Source organism: Pseudothermotoga lettingae TMO, from assembly GCF_000017865.1.
GTDB classification, from domain to species: Bacteria; Thermotogota; Thermotogae; order Thermotogales; family DSM-5069; genus Pseudothermotoga_B; species Pseudothermotoga_B elfii.
Genome location: NC_009828.1, coordinates 1627122 through 1649300, shown reverse-complemented (window position 1 = coordinate 1649300; position 22179 = coordinate 1627122). Strand labels below are relative to the sequence as shown.

At 38.4% G+C, this 22179-nt stretch carries 26 protein-coding genes, 1 tRNA gene and 1 pseudogene; 18 read left to right on the top strand and 10 right to left on the bottom strand.

All coding sequences use genetic code 11. The features are described from left to right. The first annotated feature begins 109 nt into the window (after positions 1-109). Positions 110-1240, top strand: coding sequence for an aldo/keto reductase (locus TLET_RS08100; protein WP_012003605.1), 1131 nt, complete (start codon positions 110-112; stop codon positions 1238-1240). An 88-nt stretch (positions 1241-1328) separates the two neighbouring features. Here the strand turns inward: TLET_RS08100 and TLET_RS08095 are convergent, their stop codons facing one another. Further along, on the bottom strand, positions 1329-1538 hold the full coding sequence (locus TLET_RS08095; protein WP_049753368.1) for a hypothetical protein: 210 nt from the start codon (positions 1536-1538) through the stop codon (positions 1329-1331). Positions 1539-1597: 59 nt separating this feature from the next. Here TLET_RS08095 and TLET_RS08090 point away from each other — a divergent pair, with 59 nt between their 5' ends. The 7 genes from TLET_RS08090 (at position 1598) to TLET_RS08060 (ending at position 6110) form a co-directional block, all read left to right on the top strand. Further along, positions 1598-2368 carry an aldo/keto reductase gene (locus TLET_RS08090; RefSeq protein ID WP_012003604.1) on the top strand — a complete coding sequence of 257 codons (771 nt, stop codon included), beginning with the start codon at positions 1598-1600 and terminating at the stop codon, positions 2366-2368. Between the two features lie 118 nt (positions 2369-2486). Next, positions 2487-3347, top strand: a complete 861-nt coding sequence (locus TLET_RS08085) for an aldo/keto reductase (protein ID WP_012003603.1) — start codon at positions 2487-2489, stop codon at positions 3345-3347. A gap of 40 nt (positions 3348-3387) precedes the next feature. Beyond that, positions 3388-3768, top strand: a complete 381-nt coding sequence (locus tag TLET_RS08080; RefSeq protein WP_012003602.1) for a cupin domain-containing protein — start codon at positions 3388-3390, stop codon at positions 3766-3768. After that, complete coding sequence (locus tag TLET_RS08075) at positions 3746-3994, top strand: hypothetical protein (protein WP_012003601.1); 249 nt, start codon at positions 3746-3748, stop codon at positions 3992-3994. Before TLET_RS08080 ends, TLET_RS08075 begins: the two co-directional genes overlap by 23 nt. 380 nt (positions 3995-4374) lie before the next feature. Next, positions 4375-5007, top strand: a complete 633-nt coding sequence (locus TLET_RS08070) for a flavodoxin (RefSeq protein WP_012003600.1) — start codon at positions 4375-4377, stop codon at positions 5005-5007. 151 nt (positions 5008-5158) lie between these two features. Beyond that, on the top strand, positions 5159-5632 hold the full coding sequence (locus tag TLET_RS08065) for a DUF4405 domain-containing protein (protein ID WP_049753367.1): 474 nt from the start codon (positions 5159-5161) through the stop codon (positions 5630-5632). Positions 5633-5636: 4 nt separating this feature from the next. Beyond that, positions 5637-6110 (top strand): flavodoxin, encoded by a 474-nt coding sequence (locus TLET_RS08060; protein ID WP_012003598.1) that lies wholly within the window; start codon positions 5637-5639, stop codon positions 6108-6110. Between the two features lie 199 nt (positions 6111-6309). Here the strand turns inward: TLET_RS08060 and TLET_RS08055 are convergent. Then, positions 6310-6815: pseudogene (locus tag TLET_RS08055) on the bottom strand (MjaI family restriction endonuclease). Beyond that, a complete protein-coding gene (locus TLET_RS08050; RefSeq protein WP_012003597.1) occupies positions 6815-8053 on the bottom strand; it encodes a DNA methyltransferase in 1239 nt (412 codons plus the stop codon). Before TLET_RS08050 ends, TLET_RS08055 begins: the two are co-directional and overlap by 1 nt. Positions 8054-8209: 156 nt before the next feature. Here TLET_RS08050 and TLET_RS08045 point away from each other — a divergent pair, with 156 nt between their 5' ends. After that, complete coding sequence (locus tag TLET_RS08045; RefSeq protein ID WP_012003596.1) at positions 8210-8983, top strand: class I SAM-dependent methyltransferase; 774 nt, start codon at positions 8210-8212, stop codon at positions 8981-8983. A 283-nt stretch (positions 8984-9266) separates the two neighbouring features. Beyond that, on the top strand, positions 9267-9389 hold the full coding sequence (locus TLET_RS11140; protein ID WP_266105292.1) for a hypothetical protein: 123 nt from the start codon (positions 9267-9269) through the stop codon (positions 9387-9389). 253 nt (positions 9390-9642) lie between these two features. Here TLET_RS11140 and TLET_RS08040 read toward each other — a convergent pair whose 3' ends face one another. The 7 genes from TLET_RS08040 to TLET_RS08010 form a co-directional block, all read right to left on the bottom strand. Beyond that, complete coding sequence (locus TLET_RS08040; protein ID WP_012003595.1) at positions 9643-10533, bottom strand: MBL fold metallo-hydrolase; 891 nt, start codon at positions 10531-10533, stop codon at positions 9643-9645. A gap of 298 nt (positions 10534-10831) precedes the next feature. Further along, the gene (locus tag TLET_RS08035; RefSeq protein ID WP_012003594.1) at positions 10832-11338 is read right to left on the bottom strand and encodes a nucleotidyltransferase domain-containing protein; all 507 of its coding nucleotides are present in this window, start codon (positions 11336-11338) and stop codon (positions 10832-10834) included. A gap of 255 nt (positions 11339-11593) precedes the next feature. Further along, positions 11594-11669 (bottom strand) — tRNA-Asn (locus TLET_RS08030). Between the two features lie 85 nt (positions 11670-11754). After that, positions 11755-13065, bottom strand: a complete 1311-nt coding sequence (gene estD / locus TLET_RS08025) for an esterase EstD (protein WP_012003593.1) — start codon at positions 13063-13065, stop codon at positions 11755-11757. 14 nt (positions 13066-13079) lie between these two features. Beyond that, the gene (locus tag TLET_RS08020) at positions 13080-13847 is read right to left on the bottom strand and encodes an ABC transporter permease subunit (protein WP_012003592.1); all 768 of its coding nucleotides are present in this window, start codon (positions 13845-13847) and stop codon (positions 13080-13082) included. Further along, a complete protein-coding gene (locus TLET_RS08015) occupies positions 13844-14626 on the bottom strand; it encodes an ABC transporter ATP-binding protein (RefSeq protein ID WP_012003591.1) in 783 nt (260 codons plus the stop codon). Before TLET_RS08015 ends, TLET_RS08020 begins: the two co-directional genes overlap by 4 nt. Then, positions 14610-14990 carry a GntR family transcriptional regulator gene (locus TLET_RS08010; protein WP_012003590.1) on the bottom strand — a complete coding sequence of 127 codons (381 nt, stop codon included), beginning with the start codon at positions 14988-14990 and terminating at the stop codon, positions 14610-14612. Before TLET_RS08010 ends, TLET_RS08015 begins: the two co-directional genes overlap by 17 nt. Positions 14991-15269: 279 nt before the next feature. Between TLET_RS08010 and TLET_RS08005 the strand changes: the two genes are divergently transcribed. The 8 genes from TLET_RS08005 (at position 15270) to TLET_RS07975 (ending at position 22175) form a co-directional block, all read left to right on the top strand. Continuing rightward, positions 15270-16598, top strand: coding sequence for a short-chain fatty acid transporter (locus TLET_RS08005; protein WP_012003589.1), 1329 nt, complete (start codon positions 15270-15272; stop codon positions 16596-16598). Positions 16599-16602: 4 nt separating this feature from the next. Continuing rightward, a complete protein-coding gene (locus tag TLET_RS08000; protein WP_322785204.1) occupies positions 16603-17814 on the top strand; it encodes an acetyl-CoA C-acetyltransferase in 1212 nt (403 codons plus the stop codon). A gap of 21 nt (positions 17815-17835) precedes the next feature. Beyond that, positions 17836-18495, top strand: a complete 660-nt coding sequence (locus tag TLET_RS07995; RefSeq protein WP_012003587.1) for a CoA transferase subunit A — start codon at positions 17836-17838, stop codon at positions 18493-18495. Beyond that, complete coding sequence (locus tag TLET_RS07990) at positions 18492-19166, top strand: 3-oxoacid CoA-transferase subunit B (RefSeq protein WP_012003586.1); 675 nt, start codon at positions 18492-18494, stop codon at positions 19164-19166. The genes TLET_RS07995 and TLET_RS07990 overlap by 4 nt, the downstream gene beginning before the upstream one ends. A gap of 400 nt (positions 19167-19566) precedes the next feature. Beyond that, positions 19567-19863, top strand: coding sequence for an alpha/beta fold hydrolase (locus TLET_RS11090; RefSeq protein ID WP_228369009.1), 297 nt, complete (start codon positions 19567-19569; stop codon positions 19861-19863). Then, positions 19853-20122 carry an alpha/beta hydrolase family protein gene (locus TLET_RS11085; RefSeq protein WP_049753364.1) on the top strand — a complete coding sequence of 90 codons (270 nt, stop codon included), beginning with the start codon at positions 19853-19855 and terminating at the stop codon, positions 20120-20122. The genes TLET_RS11090 and TLET_RS11085 overlap by 11 nt, the downstream gene beginning before the upstream one ends. 262 nt (positions 20123-20384) lie before the next feature. Then, on the top strand, positions 20385-21152 hold the full coding sequence (locus TLET_RS07980; RefSeq protein WP_012003585.1) for a DeoR/GlpR family DNA-binding transcription regulator: 768 nt from the start codon (positions 20385-20387) through the stop codon (positions 21150-21152). A 27-nt stretch (positions 21153-21179) separates the two neighbouring features. Next, complete coding sequence (locus TLET_RS07975) at positions 21180-22175, top strand: SIS domain-containing protein (RefSeq protein ID WP_012003584.1); 996 nt, start codon at positions 21180-21182, stop codon at positions 22173-22175. Positions 22176-22179: the final 4 nt, after the last annotated feature.

The window sequence follows — 22179 nt, the reverse complement described above, 5'->3', positions numbered from 1 at the left end:
TAACTTTGTAAAAAGTGATTTTTCAACAGATGGTGGCGAAAAATTCTTCTGTGTTCGAGTATAATAATTATAAAGCTAAAGATATTAAAGATATCAGGGAGGTAAAATAATGCAATACAGAGAGTTTGGTAAAACTATAAAGACGTCTCTTTTGGGATTTGGTGCAATGAGACTTCCCATAATAAATAACGATGAATCTCAAATCGATGAAGAGAAAGCAATAGAGATGATCAGATATTCTGTCGATCATGGAGTGAATTATATTGATACTGCATATCCCTATCACAGGGGGAACAGTGAAAAAGTCGTTGGAAAAGCGCTTAAAGGTGGTTATAGAGAAAAAGTCTTTCTTGCCACAAAATGCCCTGTTTGGCAGGTAGAAAAATATGAAGATTTCGACAGATTTCTGGACGAGCAATTAAAAAAGCTTCAGACTGACCATATAGATATGTACCTTATGCATGCACTCAACAAAGAAAGATGGCAAAAAATAAGAGATTTGAGATTTTTTGAATTCTTCGAGATGGCTAAAAAACAGGGAAAGATAAGATTTGCTGGCTTTTCTTTTCATGATAAATATTCCGTCTTTAAAGAAATTGTGGATAATTACAACTGGGATTTCTGCCAGATTCAACTCAATTACATGGATATCAATTATCAGGCTGGTTTGAGAGGGCTCATGTACGCTTCTGAAAAAATGCCCGTTGTGATAATGGAACCTCTCAAGGGTGGAAAACTCGCAAGGCTTCCAGACAGAGCTATGAATATTTTAAAAAGAAATGGGAAAAACTGGTCGGCTGTAGAATGGAGCTTGAGATGGCTCGGAAACTTTCCACAGGTCTCAGTCATTTTGAGTGGAATGAGCACACTGGATCAGGTGAAAGAAAATATCGATATAGCAGGCCGAGTTACAGTGAACAACCTGACAGAAGATGATTTAAAATTAATCGAAGAAACAAGAAAAGCCTTGGAATCTTTTGCGGTGATCAACTGTACAGAATGTAACTATTGTATGCCATGCCCAAATGGTGTGAATATTCCGGGAAATTTCAGATTGTACAATGAGACAATTATGTTTGAAGATATAGAGGGGGGAAAAGGAACATACAGGTGGTTTGAGAGTCAAAAAATGTCGGCATCTTTCTGTATAGAATGTGGCGAATGTCTCAGCAAATGCCCTCAAAAGCTTGAAATTCCTTCACTTCTCAAAAGGGTTCACAGTGAATTTGTGAAAAGATAAAAAGACTTTTGATTGTAGATGGTATTTTCAAGCAAATCAAATCGCCACGAAATCTGAAATAAAAAAGTCTGTAAGAAATATAGAGCAATTATTTCGATGCCAGGTCAATAAAAGGTAATATAACAGGTGGTCCTCCTGCTAATGAGGTTGCAGATGCTATATAAGAGCGTGCAAGGGAAAGTAAGTTTATGACACCGCTTAAAGAACAAATCTTTCTGAATTCTTCTTCATTTGTATTATTAGCTGTGAAATTCCCGGTAATTACAATTGGTTTTAAAACTGCTCTTATCATGTACAATCAAGAGCTTGCACTGTGGTTTCAATTCCGTTAGACGGAATTTGGTTTTGGGGTAAAGGATGAAATCCCTCCCGCAGTACCCAGTTCAAATTCCTCACAGGATGATAAGGCCAGGCTGGAAAGGACTGAACAGCAGGCCGGAACACATTAAGAAAGCAGTGGAAGGTTCTCTGAGAAGGCTCAGAGCGGAAGTCATAGATATTCTCTACCAGCACAGGGTGGATCCAAACGTTCCAATAGAAGAAGTAGCTGGGGCTGTAAAGGAACTCATAGAAGAGGGTAAGGTGAAGCACTTTGGACTTTGCGAAGCTTCTGCCGAAACGATAAGAAGAGCTCATAAAGTCTGTCCTGTTGATGTGGTGCAGTACGAGTACTCCATGTGGTGGAGAAAACCTGAAGAGGAAATACTTCCCACCTGTGAAGAACTGGGAATAGGCTTTGTAGCTTACAGTCCTCTGGGAAAAGAGTTCCTTACAGGAGTGATAAGTGAAAACTCCAAGTTCGATGAGGAAGATATTCGAAACAGGATTCCACGCTTTCAGAAAGAGAATTTGAAGGAAAACCTTGCACTTGTAGAACTCCTCAAAAAGATCGCTGAGCGAAAGGGCGCGACACCATCACAGATAGCTCTCGCATGGCTTATTACACAGAAACCCTGGATAGTTCCCATACCCGGCACAACGAAACTGAGTCACCTTCTGGAAAACATCGGAGGGGCTTTTGTTGAACTCACACCGGAAGAGCTCCAGGAAATAAACGATGCTCTCTCAAGAATAGAAATAAAAGGTGGAAGGTACCCTGAGAATCTGGAAAATATGACGTATCTGTGAAACATACTGTGCTGTTGGCGTCCGTTATTTTTGTATTTTCTCCGATTTTTTTTACGGTAACATGAAAGACTGGTACGAGAATTTCAGAAGAATGAATCCATCGATGGGAGGTGTTACCATGCAGATTCCAAAAGTCACTTTGAACAACGGTGTAGAAATGCCTATTCTGGGATACGGAGTTTTCCAGATACCACCAGAAAAGACAGAAGAATGTGTCTATGAGGCTATAAAGGTGGGATACAGACTCATCGACACAGCAGCATCGTACATGAACGAAGAGGGAGTGGGAAGAACAATAAAACGCGCGATTGACGAAGGAATTGTCAAAAGAGAAGAGCTCTTCGTCACGACCAAACTGTGGGTGTCGGATGCCGGTTACGAATCCGCAAAGAAGGCTTTTGAAAAGTCCTTGAAGAAACTGCAACTCGAATACATAGATCTCTATCTCATTCATCAACCTTTTGGAGATGTACACTGTGCCTGGAAAGCTATGGAGGAACTGTACAAAGATGGATTGGTAAGAGCCATAGGTGTGAGCAATTTCTATCCCGATCGGTTGATGGATCTGATGGTTCATCACGAAGTTGTTCCCGCGGCGAACCAGATCGAGATACATCCGTTTTATCAGAGGCAAGAGGAGATCGAATTCATGAGAAATTACAACATTCAGCCTGAAGCCTGGGGTCCTTTCGCTGAGGGAAGAAAAAACATTTTCCAGAACGGAGTGCTCAGATCGATCGCGGAAAAGTACGGCAAAACGGTTGCACAGGTAATTTTAAGATGGCTCACTCAGAAAGGAATCGTTGCCATTCCCAAAACTGTGAGAAGAGAGAGGATGATAGAAAACATCAGTATCTTCGATTTTGAACTCACACAGGAAGACATGGAAAAGATCGCAGCGCTCGATGAAGGACAGAGCGTATTCTTCTCCCACAGGGATCCCGAGGTCGTCAAATGGATCTGCTCGCTGAAAAGATGAAAAATCGCCACGTGGAACACTATTGAAAGGAGGTACAACCATGGTAGATGATATCTTTGAAAGGGGTTCTAAAGGTTCGAGCGACTTCTTCACGGGTAACGTCTGGGTGAAGATGCTGGTCACTGACGAAAACGGAGTATTCGACACACAGATATACAACGTGGTGTTCGAACCACGAGCGAGAACGCACTGGCACAGCCATCCGGGAGGACAGATCCTGATCGTGACCCGGGGAAAAGGTTTTTACCAGGAAAGAGGAAAACCTGTGAGAATTTTGAAAAAAGGTGATGTGGTGGAGATACCACCGAACGTGGTTCACTGGCATGGTGCGGCACCCAATGAAGAACTCGTACATATAGGTATCAGTACACAGGTTCATCTTGGCCCCACAGAGTGGTTTGAACCTGCCACAGACGAATAGTTTCATTTGCTCAGAATCTTTTCAAGCAACGGAAAGAAGTTTCGTCCCACTCGAAGATATCCTTGAAAGCGAAAGAAAAGCTATGGAAATCGTTATGAATATAGAAAAGCAGCGTTTGATTGAAAGACATGGAGAGAATGCTAACTGGAAAGTGGAGGATGTCTCCTTAAGAGAACGCTACGATACAAGAGTTTCTCAACCAGATGGTGGGGTACATAGAATTTAAGGGGCATAAACCCTTGAGATTCTCTGCTGAATTAATCGACGAGGCAGAAACCTGTGACTCTGAAGATCTTCAACCTCTTTGAAAAAATAAAAGGAAAATCTAAGTTGTTCATGGAAGTGAAGACATCGATGTTACTGAAAAACTTGAGCTGACAAGACATAGTTTCGTGATTTTTTATAAGTAAACAGGCGAAAGGTTTACCCAACAGCATGTTGGACATGTTATAGAGGGCGATCTGGCCTTTCTTGAAGAAGCTGGTGATGTGGTTCGAGCTTTTAGATCCGTGATTTGTCTGAATTGTTTATAGTTTTCGTTTTGGGTGTATGAGTAGAAAATACACTCAAGGATGTAAGTATCTACAGAATTCAATTGGGGAGGTGATGTCTTTGAAAAAAATATTCCTGATACTAATTTTGTTACTGTTGTGTTTCTTCCTCATGGGCCAGGACGTTCAAAACAAAAAATCAACAAACATATTAGTTGCATATTTTAGCTGGGGCAACAACGTAGCACGAATTTCAGAAAAGGTGGACACGATCACTCAGGCCAGTGCTATCGCTCCCGGCCATACAGGAAAAGTTGCTCAATACATCGCTGAATTTACAAGAGGAGATATCTTTGAGATAGTTGTGGAACCAAAGTATTCCTCTAATTACTCAGAATGCTTAGATCAAGCTGCTGAGCAGTTAAGAAGGAAAGAGCGTCCAGTACTGGTTAAAAAAGTGGCAAACATAGACCGGTACGATATCATTTTCCTTGGTTTTCCCAACTGGTGGCATACGATTCCCATGGCGATCCATAGTTTTGTGGAAGAACATGATCTTTCTGGAAAAACGATTGTTCCATTTGTAACTCATGGGCGAGGAGGATTGGAAAGAACCATCCGTGATCTGAAAGCAATATTATCCGAGGACTGCAGAATACTTGAACCTCTCAGTACTTATGAAAGAAATGTTGATAGGGCAAAAGATGATGTGGAAAGATGGCTCAGAGAACTGAATTTTCAGAGGTGATTCAAATGTTCTTCATAAGAATTGTTATTTGGCTACTGTCTTTTTTATGTTGATGGCGTATCATACCTTTGGCGAAGTGTTTCATGAAATAACAGGAATCCTGTCTTTTTTCTTATGCGTTTTGCACAATGTGTTAAATTGGAGATGGTATTTGAATCTTTTCAAGGGTAAATATTCTTTATTTCGAATTTTTCATGCGGTTATTAATTTCTTACTTGTTGCTGTAATGATTGGTACAACGATTAGTAGCATTGCTATATCTCAGGTTTTTGATTTTCCAATTTTTGTTTCTACAGATTTAGCAAGAAAGTCACACATGGTGTTCAGTGCTTGGTGCTTTATAATGATGGCAATTCATTTTGGATTTCACTGGAAAATATTTTTTGGAAAAATGCGGAGATATATCGGATCGAGGATAAAAAAGTTTATTCTATCAATTGTTTTAATTTATGGAACATACCAGTTTTTCAACAGGCAGATTTTTCACAGGATGTTTGGTTTGATCAATTTCACATATTTTGATTATGAAGAACACATAATCGTATTCTTTATGGATTATTTAGTGGTGTTCATGCTGATAGCTTATCTATCTTACTCGCTCGTCAATTCCATAAAAGGGGGATGAAGTTATGAAATCTTTAGTAGTCTATTACAGTTGGTCCGGAAACACACAAAAAATAGCAAGATTGATCCAAGAACTGACAGATGGAGATATCGTTGAGCTGATTCCTGAAACACCTTATCCTTCATCCTATAATGCAACTTTAGAGCAGGCCAAAAAGGAAATTCAGGCAAATTATAAGCCACCTCTAAAAACTAAGATCGATAATATCGAAGATTATGAAATTATTTTTGTGGGTTCACCAAACTGGTGGGGTACCATGGCACCGCCTGCTGCCACATTTCTTTCTCAATATGATCTTTCTGGTAAAAAGATTGCTCCGTTCATCAGCCACGGAGGGGGAGGAAAGCAAAGGATTGTAGAGAATATAAGAAAATTGTGCCATAATTCAAAGATTTTAAAAGAACTCGTAATTTACGGAAGTGGGGGAAAAGGTCTCGAAAATGAAATTTCGGAATGGTTGAAGGAGGTTTTGAAATGAGAATCTGAGTGTAGTAGCCTGAATATTTAAATTATTGGGTTATTTCGTTTTTTAATCTTTCTACTTCCTCTTTGATTTCTTCTATAACCTCTGGGTTATAGATTTCTTTTTTACCATTTTTCTTGATTGAAAATATGATAAACACTTTTCCGCCGAAATTTTCCTCAAATTTTTTATGAGTTTTACCAATCCATTTTTTTCATTGACTTATTTGTGGTGTTTGTTCATAAGTTATAGGTTTTATTTGTAAACCGATATATTTTTCACTGATTTGAATGTAAAAATCTACATTATAAGCCTGTCCCACTTATCGGGAGCGGGTTTTATTTCTACATCAAGCTCTCTCTGTAATTGCCCGTAGATGGTTTTCACTTCTGTTAGGTAACCATCATAGGTTCTATTAATCACGAGATCGTGAATATATTGGATACAATCGTCCTCGGTTACCTCTTCAATTTCCGCCTGAATAACTTCCGTAACTTTTACATACAGTTTTCTTCCAAGTTCCTCGATGTATTCTTCGGGGGATAGTGAAATGTTATTAGTTTTGAGAAGGCCAGCGAGTTTTTTGTAGTAAAATTGCTTCCAATCCTTGACTGATCTTGGCTCACATTCACGAATCCATTGCGAAACTGGACCGACACTGTTCTTTTTATTCAATCCCCATCTGTTTGTTGCTATATTTAATATCCATTCTCTGGCCATTATTTCACCTCTTTTTCAAGCTCTAAAAACATAGATTTGTACCTGTATTCTCTTTGCCTGTCTGCTTTTGCAATACCAGATTTTATGAGATAGGCATTCACAAAAATTTTGTTTTTAAGATAGACATATGCTTCTACAGTATCTTCATTCAATGGTTCATCATCTTCAAAACGGAGTAAAATTTCTTTTCTCACGACATAATTTTTCAAATAATTCAATGCTTCCTGATTTTTGATCACATCAACACCCAGAAATCTAACTTTTAATCCCGTATCTATCTGGACTGTTTGTTCATCAATGATACTAACAACTTTATATAGCTTGCTGTTAGAGTTGAATTTTTGAGGATTAATGAGTGGTTTGGCATCTTTAATTGTTGGGGTATAATTAATTTCATCTACGTTTATCTTGTGTTCTCGTTTTATGATTTCGACATTAAAATTAGATTGAAACAGATTTTTTTTCGACTCTATTTTGTTTTCTATTACAGTTAAGAATTTATCATTTATTTCATAACCTATAGCATTTCTTCCTATTTCAAGAGACATCTTTGCAGTTGTTCCGCTACCAAGGAATGGATCAAGGACCGTATCGCCAACAAATGTATACATCTTTATGAGCCTTCTTGGCAATTCTTCAGGAAACATTGCTTCGTGCCCTATTTGCTTCGCCCCACCAAAATACCAGTGCCCGTAGAAATACTCTTTCCATTCTTCTTTTGTGAGTTTTGATTTTTCTTTTATATCCGCAGATGCTTTCGAACTCTTTCCTGGTTTTTTAAAAATAAGGATGAATTCATAGTCTATCTCTATCATTCCATTTGGAGGGTATGGATAAGATCCCATAACATTTGCTCCACCAGAGGTGTTCATTGTGGTTTTTTTCTGCCATATTATTGATCCCATATAATCAAAGCCTATATCTTCACATTGAGCTACTATTTCGGCGTGCAGCGGTATAATTTTGTATCTTCCATAAATGGCCGAACGAGCAAATTGATCACCTATGTTTATACATAACCTCCTGCCAGGTTTGAGAACACGAAAACATTCATTCCAGACTCTGTAAAGATCTTTCAGATATTCATGAAGACTTTGTCCATAACCAATTTGCCCTTTGATGCCGTAATCTTTGATGTGCCAATAAGGAGGGGATGTGACTATTAAATCCACACTTTCATCATCTATCTCTGGCATTTTTCGGCTATCACCAATTATTATCTTTACCCATCTATCCATAATCTCACCGTATTTCATCGCTTTATTTTAACATTTCTGAGTTGAGAAATCTCTATCCTGAGATCGATATGAGTTTAAAGATATTGAGATAAAGTGATATAATATTGCAGTTATCACATATATCAAAAATTTCGGGTATACAAAGGAGCCCATTGTATGAAAAAAGAAGAAATGTTAATTCATGATTTCGATTTGGGATTAATCTGTGATTATTTTGGCAGATTGGAGCGGCAGGGCCCTGGCAGCCGCGAATCTACTATTAGAGCGTTGAGTTTTATCGATAACATTTCAAGTGAATTAAGAATAGCAGATTTAGGCTGTGGAACGGGCGGTCAAACGATGGTCCTTGCCCAAAATACAAAAGGTACTATTATTGGGCTTGACATTTCTCCGGATTTTATTGAAAAACTCAATAAAAACGCTGAAAAACTCGGGTTGCAGAATAGAGTAAAAGGTATTGTTGGTTCGATGGATAATTTACCATTTCAAAAAGAAGAATTCGATATTATATGGTCTGAAGGGGCTATTGCAATTATAGGTTTTGAGAAAGGTTTGAATTACTGGAGAGATTTTCTAAAAAAAGATGGCTATATAGCTATAACATATGAATCGTGGTTTACCAATGAAAGGCCTGCCGAAATCGAAAAATTCTGGGTCGATTCTGTTCCTGAAATGAATACAGTGGGGCACAATATTTCAACAATGCAAAAAGCTGGTTATAGTTTTGTCGCAGCATTTGCATTGCCTGAAAAGTGCTGGACGAATAATTATTTTATTCCGCAGAAAGCGATACAAAAAGCATTTTTACAGGAACATTTTGAAAACAAATCTGCAAAAGCTTTTGTTGAATATATGAATTATGAGGCAGAATTGTATTCAAAGTATAAACAGTATTATGGATATGTTTTCTACATTGGCAGGAAAATATGATGAAATATATTGCTATTCTTTCAATACATGTATATTTCTGCTGACTTTTTATTGATTGCGTAACTTGAAGAAACAAAATCTGCCATTCGTTTTTTATAGAGGATTTTGAGATTTTTCAGCTGGCATATCAGGTTTGCGGTATTTTCTCGGTAAATTTTAAGATATAATGCTGCGCGCGAGTGAAAATCCAAACTAACATTCCTATCTATCCGCTCAGAATTCAGATAGAGATGAGTTCGTTTGTAGATAGAGGGTAGGCCCAGCGATTGTTGCGATTGCCATAATGGAGTTGAAACAGATAGAAACAACTTTTATAATAGAAACAACTTTTATAACTGCTAAGGAGGTAAAAGAAAGGCTTGAAACAAATGGGCGCGCCGCGACGATGAAGGCTTTATTTTTTTAAGTGAAAATATAGAAATACTGGGAGAAAAGTTGAACATAGACATAATCGGAAGCAATATAGAAAAGAAAGATTGTAAAATGGAAAATTGAAACGATGAGGAGTAAGTAAAATTCATTTTCTGTTATCACAAGCCCACTTTCGAGGCTGTTGTGGGGATCTGGTCAGAGCTTTCAATCTTCGCTCAAATTGCCTTTGACGAGTTCAGATACCACAGAGTGACGGAGCGCCCTGCTTACTGAGCATTTTGAGTCTTTCATATTCTTCTCCAATGCAACATATTATCTTCTATTGTTAAATCCAGAATTTTTCTATTATTCAATGAACTGAGATAAGCCATTACTACCGTTTTCATTAAATAGTAGTGTTGAACATCTTTTATTTTGATTCTGTAGTTGGAGCATAGGTCTTTTAAAATTTGTTCTGTCGTTTTCTTTTCTCTGGTAGTTCTGATAAGATATTCTTCAACATCATTGATTATCTCTAAGGTCATATCGACTAGCTCTGTAATATTCTCTAATGGATCTGCATGGCCTGGTACATAAAGTTTGTATCTACTATCTTTAAGAAAATTCAAAGTCTTTTTCTGAGCATCTATGTCAATATAAAAAGGAGGCCTATGCCTTCTTAGCATATCTTTAGAAAAAACGGAATCTGCGCAAAAGAGAATGTTATCAATAACAATGCCAATTTGGTTCGGAGAATGACCTGGCAAATTAACAATATCTAATTCGATTTCATCAAAGCCTAATTTTTTCCCATCTCTTATGACATAATCAACCTTTGATGATCTTGCCATCAAAAATTTATTCTTCAAATTGATAATAGGGTTTGCACCTGAAAATAAATACAAAGGTTCTAAAAGAGGGTTTTCTATTATGGCTGATTCAATTTCTGGAGCATAAATTTTTGATCCTGTTTTTTCTTTCAGATGAGCATTGCCTCCACAGTGATCAGCGTGAGAGTGTGTGTTTATTATTGCTTTAGGATAAAGATTTTCTCTTTCTAAGATTTTTAATATCTTTCTGGCTGTGTCGTCGTCCAATCCGCTGTCTATAAGGATTGCTGTTTTTCTATCTCTAATTACACCTACATTTGCTGGATTCTGAATATAATATACTTTTTCGCCAAGTTGTCTTAACTCCATTTTTCCACCTCATACTAGCACATGGCGATATAAGCAAGTTCATCGAAGTCATTAGCCATGATAATACCTGTTTCTTTAAAACTTCTTACTAATTTTTATTCTGTAATAAAAATTTGGATTTTTCTGAGAATTCTAATAGGCTCGTTGAAAACCTTACGATTATGCATCAAAACACAATTTTCTTTTCATTCAACCGCTGCACTAAATTTAGTATACATTCAATTTGTTAATAGGACATGTGGAATTTTTGCTAACTTTCTGGGGATAAATGAAGGTAATTTGTGGAAACCTTTGATTTTTATTCGCTGCCGGGCGGTGTGCTGTCTGAAAATTCATACTCACCATGCAACCACTTTCTTAACATTTCGGCTCTCTCTATCCTGCCCAATTTCAAATATGCTTGATATTCATACTCTAAAGATAGAACTGGTATTTTCATCCCTTGTATCTCTACAAACCTCTTGTGCTTGTTCAAATCCACAGGATCCTCCCAATTTCCATCTTCAAGCCGTTTCCGGATATCTCCCATAATTTCCACCTTTATCCCGTCAATAATTAATTTGCCGAAGTGCGAACGGATTTTTTCTGTAGAGGAGAACCTAACCTTTTTACTCACAAACTCGGAAAAGAGACATTCGATCTCATAAGCTCCTGCTTTGTCAGTCTGAATGTCAATATCATGAATTTCAATGGGAACACCCTGCAGCGCAAAACCAAGACTGCCTGTAACTACCCAATTCACATTCTTACTCTTCAGTCGGTCGTATATTTTCCGAAGAACACAAAGATATTCAGGCTTAATCATTTTCTTACCTCGGAAAGCATTTCGCCTAACTCATTCCTGAGTACAATCATGATTCCCTCTCCTTACGTAATATATATCAAAGAAAAGCAAAAAGTCAAGTCTTTTTCAAAAAATTTTTCCTTTTCAGGACGGGTGTGGGTGGGTCTTATTATCAATCCAGAATAGGAGAAAGAGAGAGTTTTATTTTTCCTGCTTTCTTCCTTGTGCGGACAAGTCGGAAGGACACTTTAAAGGAGTTTGAAACAGACATCAAAATGGCTCCGGCGGAGGGACTCGAACCCCCAACCTAGTGGTTAACAGCCACCCGCTCTACCGGTTGAGCTACGCCGGAGCGAATCTTTATTCTGAATGAGATTCTATCAGATGTTTGGTACTTTTCAAGTGTCTGAATGGTGAATAATTTATTGCTTTGTAAATCACTTGATTGTCTTTATCCACTGAACTATATCTTCGATCACTTCTTCTGGTATATTATTTGGTTTTTGGTATTCATAAGGTGTTGAAGGGCCTTCGCCCGGCATAAAGAGGTGGTTTAATTTTTCATAAAACTTGAAAGATACATTCTGCTTTTCTGAAAGGGCTTCTTTCCACATCTCAAAATCTTTTATTGTGACCTGATAATCTCTTGCTCCCTGGAGTATTAAAATTGGTATTTCCAAACTGCGCGCAACTTTCAGTGGGTCGTAATCAAGCAGATCTTCCCAGTATTTTTTTGAAGCGCCAATCAAAACCTCGGATTGTTCCATCTGACGACTTTTGATGCGTTCCAGTTGCTGTTTTGTCTCATCGAGTTGTTTTGATTCTGTTTCATCTATTTTTCCATCGAGCGAGAAAATATACTCAAGTTGACTTAAAAGATTTTCAGCATAAAATCCATGAGCAGCAGGAGCCATAAGTATTAAACCGGACAGTTTATCTGTCATAGTTGCTATTCTCGGTGCAACTGTACCGCCAAGACTGTGTCCAATCAAAAATATTTTGTTTTTATCTACCATGTCAAAACTGCTCAATAGATCAATTGCTGTAACGGCATCATTTACGGTTTCATCATTGACTGTGAAAGTGCCGATCATTTCGGAGCTTTCTTTTGCATAGATTTTGGTGCGTTTGTCATACCTGAGCACCGCTATTCCTTTGCTTGCGAGCCCCCAGGCAATGTCTTTAAAAGGTTTGTTTGGACCTATTGTTTCGTCTTTATCATTCGGGCCAGAACCATGCACCAGAACAACTGCGGGAAAAGGTCCTTCACCTTTTGGGACTGTCAAAATGGCAGGAAGTTCCCATTTATCATTTTTTACGGTACATTCGATTTCATAAAATCTGTTTTTATCAACATATTCTGGTTCTTGATATGAAACTTCCCCGATATAGGGCAGAAATTGAAGCCCTGCTATTTTTTCGTCTCTGTCGAAAACTATTCTTGCATCAAGTGATGCTTTCTCGAACTCACATGCAACATAAACTACCTGATAACCCTGTTCCTGGGAAAGCTTAATTCTTTTTACCTGCTCCAATTTTCCAACCTGTTGATTTAAAGTGTTCCAGAATGATTCCATGGTAAGACTTGATTGATTTAGGGCATTCAAAAACACATCTGAGACCATTTTCTGTGCGTTCTCAAAATCATTCGATGATAATAGAGTGATGAACTGCAGGGCTTTCTGCTCGTAACTCGACCCAAAAGTTAGACCAGCTATAAGCAATATTGGCAAAAGAAACTTTCTCATTTTAACACCGCCTTTCAGTATTCTCTTTTTAGAAATGTAAAATAACTGATGACAAATAAAACCACTGTAATGCACAGCAACCCGGAAGTGTACGGTAAATTCATTTTTCCACTCTGAAATATCTCACTTCCAAGTATGTAAGAATATGTGTTTAGAAATCTCAGCGGTTTGATCATTCCGGCCACTGTAGTTGCGGCTAAAAGGCCAAATGAAATAAGAATAGGTTTTACCTGATCGCTGGACAAAACAGATAAAAACAGGGTCACCGAAAACCAGAAAAATGCGCCAACTACAGTGTGGACAACGAAAGCCGGCAGATATCTGTAAGCCAGATCTTTATTTGCAACAAGAGAGTATATTCCCGGTAGCAAGGAAAATACAATCATTTGAGAAAATAAAACAAAAGATGCCAGAAGTGATTTTGATAGAAAGATTTCCTTCCTGCTTCTTCTTGCAAGCAGAAATTCTATTGTGCCATTCTCGTTTTCACGTGAAAATAGAGGAAATGCCATTATAATTGCCAGAATAGGAATCATTTGTCCGAGGTTTTTTCCAAACCACTGACTGTATATATAAAAGTTCCAATCGCTCAGGTTTTCAACGATACCCTTGGGAAAGAATTTTTCAAGGGATTTTGGTAGATTTTCTGCCTGTGAATACTGTTTAAGCATTTCTACAGTGATATTTTGTAATGGAGCAAGTGTGAAAAAAAGCCCTATTCCCAAGAAAAGTATTACAAAAGTTCTGAGTCTCATATCATAGAACTCTTTTTTAAGCATCATTTCGCCCCCTTTACAATAGCTTCAAAGATCATGTCGAATGTTGCTGGTTCGACAACTCCCTCGGCTTTTTCTTTTCTCACTATGTAAATATTTTCTCTGTCGGTACTTTTGTAAAGGAAACCTCCCGGGTTTTTGCCTTTTGGCGTAATACATACCACATACTTATCTTTTATATTGTCAATTTCGTCAAGTTCGATTATCTTTCCATTAACCATTATTGCTATGGTATCTGCGAGTTTTTCGACTTCCGCGAGAATATGGCTGGTGTAAAAAATTGTCTTTCCTTCGTAGGAAAGCTGTCTTATCAGTTCGAGTATCCTGTTTCTCATTATTGGGTCAAGCCCCCACGTTGGTTCGTCCATGAAATATATATCAGCATCTTGAGCAAATATAAGAGAAATGTAAGTCTGTGTCATCATGCCATGCGATAAATTAGAAATTTTCTCATCCAGTGGTATTTGAAATTCTTCGAGAAAATTGAGCGCCTTCTGTGAAGAAAAATTATCTGTAATTTGAGAAGTTATCTGTACTGTTTTTTTCACAGTGAGATATCTGTAAAGTTCCTTTTCTTCCGGCAAATATGCATAACTGCCATGCAGCAAAATTTTTCCCGAATCAGGCTTTCTCAATCCAAGGATGCATTTTATTGTTGTGGTTTTTCCTGCACCGTTTGGGCCAAGCAATGCAAAAATCTGCCCTTTTTCGATTTCGAAAGAAACATCATTCACAGCTATTTTTGAATTATAAGATTTCCTCAAATTTTCAACTTTCAGGATCATTTTTATCCCTCCAGTAGATTCTCTCTAACAGATTGTAAAGTTCTTCAAAAGAAATTCCTGCTTTTTTGCATGATTCTATTTGAAGCTCCAGTTTGGAAAGAATTTGTTTTGTGAACTCATCTCTGTTTAGTTTTCGAACTATATAGCCTTCACCCCTAACCGGCTCAAGGACCCCTTCTATAGTCAGCTCCCTGTATGCCCGGGCGACTGTATTTATGTTCACACCTAAATCCTCGGCAAGATTTCTGATAGAAGGCACAAATTCACCTTTTTTAAGAATATTTGCGTTAATCAAGCCCTTTATCTTCTCTTTTATTTGCTTGTAAACAGGAACATGTGAAGAAAAATCTAAGGTGAACCACATTGACTTACCTCCATACTGTAATACTACAACATTACAGTATATCTGTCAAGACTGTTGTTCAGATATTAAACCATTAATTGATGAATTTATTGGAAAAATGATTTGTTTGCAGATACGATTATCTCTCAAAAATGAGCCTGTATAAAACTTAATTTATGTTCTATTTGCACAGTTAGCTTAAGTTAATTTATACAGAATGAATATTGTTGAAATAGAAAAAATATAGTGGTATAATTTCGTTGCATTTTGTCACATTTTTCACAATAGGAGGGTGAGAGTATGCTTAGGGTTCTGGGTAGTGCTTTTTCCAGGTTTGCGAAAAAGTGGTTACCTGATGCTCTGATTTTTGCTATTATTCTGACGCTGCTAACTTTTGTGCTTGGTATGCTTATCCAGCACAAAAGCCCTATTGACATGATTCGTTACATGGGCGATGGTTTCTGGAACTTACTTTCTTTTGCAATGCAGATGTGTTTGGTGCTCATGACGGGACACATTCTGGCTCAGACCAAACCTATGGCAGCTATTTTAAGAACGATTGCGAAAGCTGCCAACACACCATTTAAAGCTGTTGCACTGGCATGTGTGGTTATGATCATCACGAGTTATTTGAACTGGGGGTTTGGTTTGATCTTTACATCGCTTCTGGCAATTGAAATAGCAAAAAATATGAAAGGGAAAGGCCTGCACTATCCGCTGCTTGTTGCTTCTGCTTATTCTGGCTTTCTTGTATGGCACGCCGGGCTTTCAGCATCTGCACCACTTCTGGTTAATACAAAAGGGCACTTTTTGGAAAAGCAGATTGGTCTGATACCTGTTTCGCAGACAATTTTCTCTCCTGTAGGTTATGTGCCTGTCCTGGTATTGCTTTTCACATTGCCATTCATCATGGCTGGAATGCATCCGAAAAAAGAAGAAGTTATAGAAGTAGATCCATCTGTGTTTGCCGAGAAAAAAGAAATCGCAAAGAAAAAATGGTCTGATATGACACCTGCTGAAAAGATGGAAAATAGTCCTGTTTTGTCCTTGATCATAGGTTTAATAGGTCTGGTTTACATCTTTTACTACTTCTTTGTAAAAGGTGGTTCTCTTGATTTGAATATACTCAACTTTATTTTTCTTATGATCGGGTTATTGCTGCATGGTACACCAAAGAATTTTATAAATGCTGCGATCGAGGCTGGAAAAACTGTCTGGGGAGTTGTCATACAATTTCCATTTTATGCAGGAATTATGGGTATGATGATCAATTCTGGCCTTGCTGCAACAATTGCAAACTGGTTTGCCTCTTTCTCCACTGCAAGAACTTTACCTCTGTTCTCTTACTGGAGTGCAGGTTTGATAAATCTGTTTGTTCCATCAGGCGGAGGTCAGTGGTCTGTTCAGGGTCCAATAATGACGCAGGCAGCTCAGCAAATAGGCGCTTCTATACCAAAGGTTGTTATGGGTGTTGCATGGGGCGATGCATGGACAAATATGATTCAGCCATTCTGGGCTTTGCCACTACTTTCAGTTGCAAAACTTGATATAAGAGACATCATGGGGTATTGCGTAATGGCTTTGATATGGAGTGGGGTTGTAACAAGCTTGCTGATACTCATTTTGTAAGGAGGTGAATAAATTGAGAAAGGTTTACATTGTTGGTGCTAAGAGAACGGCTATAGGTACATTCGGTGGTAGTTTGAAAGATGTTCCTGCTGTGCAGCTTGCAGTTGCGGCATCAAAGGCGGCTATTGAGCAGGCAAATGTTAATCCAGAATGGATAGATGAAACAATCGTCGGAAATATACTAATGGCTGGGCAAGGAATGGGGCCAGGCAGACAGGTGAGTATTTACTCCGGTGTCCCCGCAGAGAAACCGGGGTATACCGTGAACATGCTCTGTGGATCTGGGATGAAAGCCATCATGATAGGCGCGGTAGATATCATGGCAAATCAAGCTGAAATAGTTCTGGCTGGTGGTATGGAAAGCATGAGTACCGCACCATATTTGTTGCCGAAGGCAAGGTTTGGCTACAGACTTGGCGATGGTCAGATAATAGATCACATGGTTTTTGATGGGCTTACAGATGTTTTCAACATGTATCACATGGGTGTTACCGCCGAGAACTTGGTAGAAAAATACGGAATTACAAGACAAGAACAAGACGAGTTTGCTTACAAAAGCCAGATGAAAGCAAGGAAGGCTATCGAGACAGGCAGGTTCAAAGACGAAATCGTCCCATTTGTGATAAAGGATAGAAAAGGCGACAAAATCTTTGACACAGATGAACATCCAAGATTCGACACAACACTCGAGGCACTCGCAAAGCTCAGGCCAGCTTTCAAAAAAGATGGTACTGTTACTGCTGGAAATGCTTCGGGAATAAACGACGGTGCTTCTGCCACAGTTCTTGCAAGCGAAGATGCCGTGAAAAAATATGGTTTAAAACCTCTGGCAGAAATAATTGCATTTGCTCAACACGGGGTTGATCCAAGTATAATGGGTATAGGGCCTGTGGGAGCTATCTCAAAGGCTTTGAAATGTGCGAATCTCAAACTTACAGATATTCAATTGATAGAGCTCAATGAAGCATTTGCTGCTCAAAGCATAGCTGTTCTGAAAGATCTGAAAAATGAACATGGTGTGACAGATGACTGGCTTGAAGAAAGAGTAAATGTAAACGGTGGAGCTATCGCACTCGGTCATCCAATTGGAGCAAGCGGCAATAGAATAACGGTGACATTACTTTATGAGATGAAAAAGCGCAATCTTGAATTAGGACTTGCAAGCCTTTGTATAGGTGGAGGTATGGGTACAGCAATCATCATAAGGAATATATAGTATAGGAGGTGTCCCATTAAGATGAAAAACAAAGCCATAACCGTCGAACAGGCCATAGAAATGATACCAGATGGTGCCGTGCTGATGATTGGTGGATTTCTTGGAGATGGCACACCTGAATTACTCATTGACGCTCTTGTAAAAAGTGGCAAAAGAAACTTCACCATCATCGCTAATGATACAGCCTTTCCAGACAAAGGCATCGGGAAGATGATAGTCAATAAAATGGCGAAAAAAGTGATTGTTTCGCACATTGGTACAAATCCAGAAACACAAAAGCAGATGATCGAAGGTACTCTTGAAGTGGAATTGGTACCGCAAGGTACACTGGCTGAAAAAGTTCGTGCAGGTGGATTTGGCCTTGGCGGGATCCTGACACCTACTGGTGTCGGTACAGTTGTTGAGAATGGAAAACAAAAAATAGTCATTGACGATAAAGAATATCTCGTTGAGCCAGCCCTAAGGGCTGATTTTGCCCTGATAAAGGCTCAAAAAGCTGATTTCTATGGAAATCTTTTCTTCAATCTCACTTCGAGAAACTTCAACCCATTGATGGCATTTGCTGGAAAGATTACGATAGTAGAAGTTGAAGAATTCGTTCCAGTAGGAGGGCTTTCACCAAATGAAATTCATACACCACACGCAGTTGTAGATTACATTGTAAGGGGGAATGCCAGATGATACAGGATCAGAACCTTGCAAAAGCTGTAATTGCTAAGAGGGTGGCACTTGAACTCAAAGATGGAGATATCGTAAATCTGGGTATAGGCATTCCAACCCTGGTGGCAAATTACCTGCCTCCAAAAGTCGAAATTTTTCTACAGTCCGAAAATGGAATACTTGGTATGGGACCTGCACCAATGAGTGGGTATGAACATCCTAATTTGACAAATGCCGGTGGCTCGCCGATAACATTTTTGCCGGGCGCCTGTGCTTTCGATTCGGCAGTTTCTTTTGGTCTTATAAGAGGCGGCCATGTTGATGCAACGGTCCTCGGGGCTTTGCAGGTGGACGAAGAAGGTCATCTTGCAAACTGGATGATACCAGGTAAAATGGTTCCGGGTATGGGTGGAGCGATGGACCTTGTTACAGGCGCAAAAAAGGTTATAGTTGCAATGCAGCATGTTGCAAAGGGCAACGCACCAAAAATTGTCAAAAAATGTACATTACCTTTGACATCGATCAGGCGTGTTGATTTAATCGTTACAGATATGGCGGTTATCGAAGTAACAGGGAATGGCTTAATTTTAAAAGAACTCGCACCTCAAACAACCGTAGATGAAGTTGTGAAGTTTACTGAGGCAAAGTTGATCGTACCAGAAGATGTTCCAGTAATGCCAGTGAGTTTGTAAAATAAAAGCGGGCTTAATGCCCGCTTTTTTTCTGGATAGTTTCGTTGTTTCTTATTTTCTTATAGACATCAATGTTTGATGATCGAAAGTATATTGTTTCTTTATAATCACATTGTCTAACGCGACAGCTACATCACCTTTTGGAGTAGGTAAGCATTTGAATTGACCCTGTGTTTAGGAATACTCTATCCTAGTTTTGAATCAATTTGCGCTTTCTGGTATGTTTTTGGTCTATAATTTTTTCCTACTCATTTGTTTACTGTTTTTAAGATATATTCTCAAAAAACTCTTATATTTAATTTTTAATTTCTCTCGGATAATTTTTTCTCCATTGGTTTAAAAACTTTGGTAGATTTATTATTCGATCTTGGCGTTATTTTTGGTGTCACAGGGATTCATTGTGGCGGCAATAAGGTACAGTAGAGGCTATATCCAGGAGATAGAAAAACTGGTCGAAGAACTTCTCAATGCAGTACTGTTTTTGAAGAAAAAATTCGACAATCTCCACAAAGATCAATTTGCCCTGATGGGCCTATCCACTGGAGGCCACCTTGCCCTTTTAACCGGATTGAGGTATACGAATCTTGTCGACAAAATAATAGCTTACTACACACCTTGCGATCTCATGGATATATGGAAATCTGAATCAATTTTTGCGCGCTTTTCCGCTATGGCAACAATCAAAATTGCCAAATAAATCTAAAGATATCTACGAAAAGTATTCTCCAGTAAATTACGTAACATCAATGTCTTCTAAAATCCTACTTGTTCATGGAATGAAAGATTCCGTTGTTCCATACACGAGCTCTGTAAAGATGTTTAAAAAACTCAGGCAAAAAGGATGCACAGCAAAATTACTATTACACCCCAAAGGCAACCACGGCTTTGAGTTTGTGCTGAAAGATCACAAAACTGTGGAAATATTGAAAAAAACTATCGATTTTTTGACAAACTAATGCCATCTTCAGGTTTTTACATCGTTCGTTAAATTCTCAAAACTGTTTTATGCCTGTCACTCAAAAACCCCAGAAACCCCACGAAAGGCCAAGCAACCTTGAGAGTCAAGGTGGAAAGGACGAACAACCGCCATTTTTTTCACTTCAAAATATAAAAATCGACAAAAGTGGCTATTGACATTATCATTATGGATCATATATAGTTATAAAAAATGATATTTATATGATCGATTTTGATCGAAGATAGAAAAGGGGTGATATAGTGGGCCGGCAAGAACGATTGAAGGCGATCCTAACCACATTAAGGCAATACGGTCAGATAGGCATTAATGATATTTGCAAATCCTTTGATATATCCGTAATAACTGCTCGACGCGATCTTGATATTCTGGAATCCCAGGGTTTGGTTGAAAGGACACGAGGTGGCGCTGTTCTTAAAACCATAACGGGTGATTCTCCGTTTTTCAAAAATTTAGACATTAGAAAAGACGAAAAACAATGCATAGCAAAAAAGGTTGTAGAGTTTTTCAAGAATGGACAGACAATTGCAGTTGGTGGCGGTACAACAGTTTATTACGTCATCAAAGCTTTGGAAAGCAGCTCAATTCATTCTTTGAATATAGCAACAAATTCAATAACAACTGCTTGGGCTGTCATAAACCTGAGTAAGACTTTCAATCTAATACATTCAGGTGGAGTTGTACGTCATGGATCGTTTGAATGTGTTGGTGGATATGCGTCAAAGTTGTTTGAAAATTTGTATTTTGATTGCTATGTACTTGGAGCAAGTGGGGTAGGGCTTGGATCAGGTGTAACTGTTGCTGATTTTGAAGAAAGAAACCTTGCTGAGTTAATAATTCAAAAATCAAAAACTGTGATCTTAACTGTTGATAGCACAAAGATAAATCAAGTGGCACCTTACAAAATATGCAATATAGAGAAAGTCAATGTACTTGTTACTGACAATGGCATCGATCAAGAGCAGGCCAGAAAATTTAGATCCATTGGAATAAATGTAATAATCGCTTAGTTTTTTGACCAAAGAGGTGAGGGTAGATTGTACACGAAAGAAGAAATACTCAGTCAACCTGGAGAATTCAAAAAAGTACTTTCATATTTGAATCAATTACCGATCTCTTCTTTTCCGTGCTTTCTCATTGACAGTGATGTAGTTTATTTTGTTGGTTGTGGTTCATCATATTACTTAGGCATCTCAGCTTGTAAATATTTCTCTCGTGTCACCGGCATAGAAACAAAAGCAATTCCAAGTGGTGAATTGTTGTTGTCTGATATTAGAGTGATGACCAGTACAAAACTCAAATATTCAGCCGTGATGATCTCTCGTTCGGGGAACACAACAGAAACCGTGCTTGCAGCGGAAAAGTTGAACAAAATTGGCATAAAGACATTCGGAATCACACTCGATGGAAAAAGTGACCTTCAAAAAGTATGTAGTTTATGCTTAACTCTACCATTAGAAGAAAAGTCAGTAGTTATGACTAAATCATTCAGTTGCATGTTGTTGAGTCTATTTTTCATAAGCGACAAAATTTCTGGTAAAGAGCCTAAATACAATCAACTTGTTAATAATTCAAATGAATTTGTCAAAGAGTCGTGTCAATTGGAAGAAAACCAAACTTTGCTTGAAGCAAATCATTACGTCTTTCTTGGTTCTGGGATATATGAAGGCATAGCAAGAGAATCCGCGTTAAAATTACAGGAAATGTCCCTCAGTATGGCGGAAGCTTTTTCCTCTCTTGAATACAGGCATGGCCCAAAGGCACTCGTAACTAATGACATAGTTATCGTCCTGTATTCATCAGGCCAGAGCGAAAAAGAAGAAATGAATTTGCTGGATGAGATGAGAGAGCTTGGAGCTTCAATCATTTGTCGTTCACCAATTGCTGAGGACGGTCGTGATGCATTTATACAAATTATCTTTGCACAACTTTTGGGCTTATTTATTGCCAAACGTAAGGGTTTAAATCCAGATCAACCAAGAAATTTGTCCAAAACAGTTATTCTGAATCACAGTTTCAAGAAAAATACGTGATTTT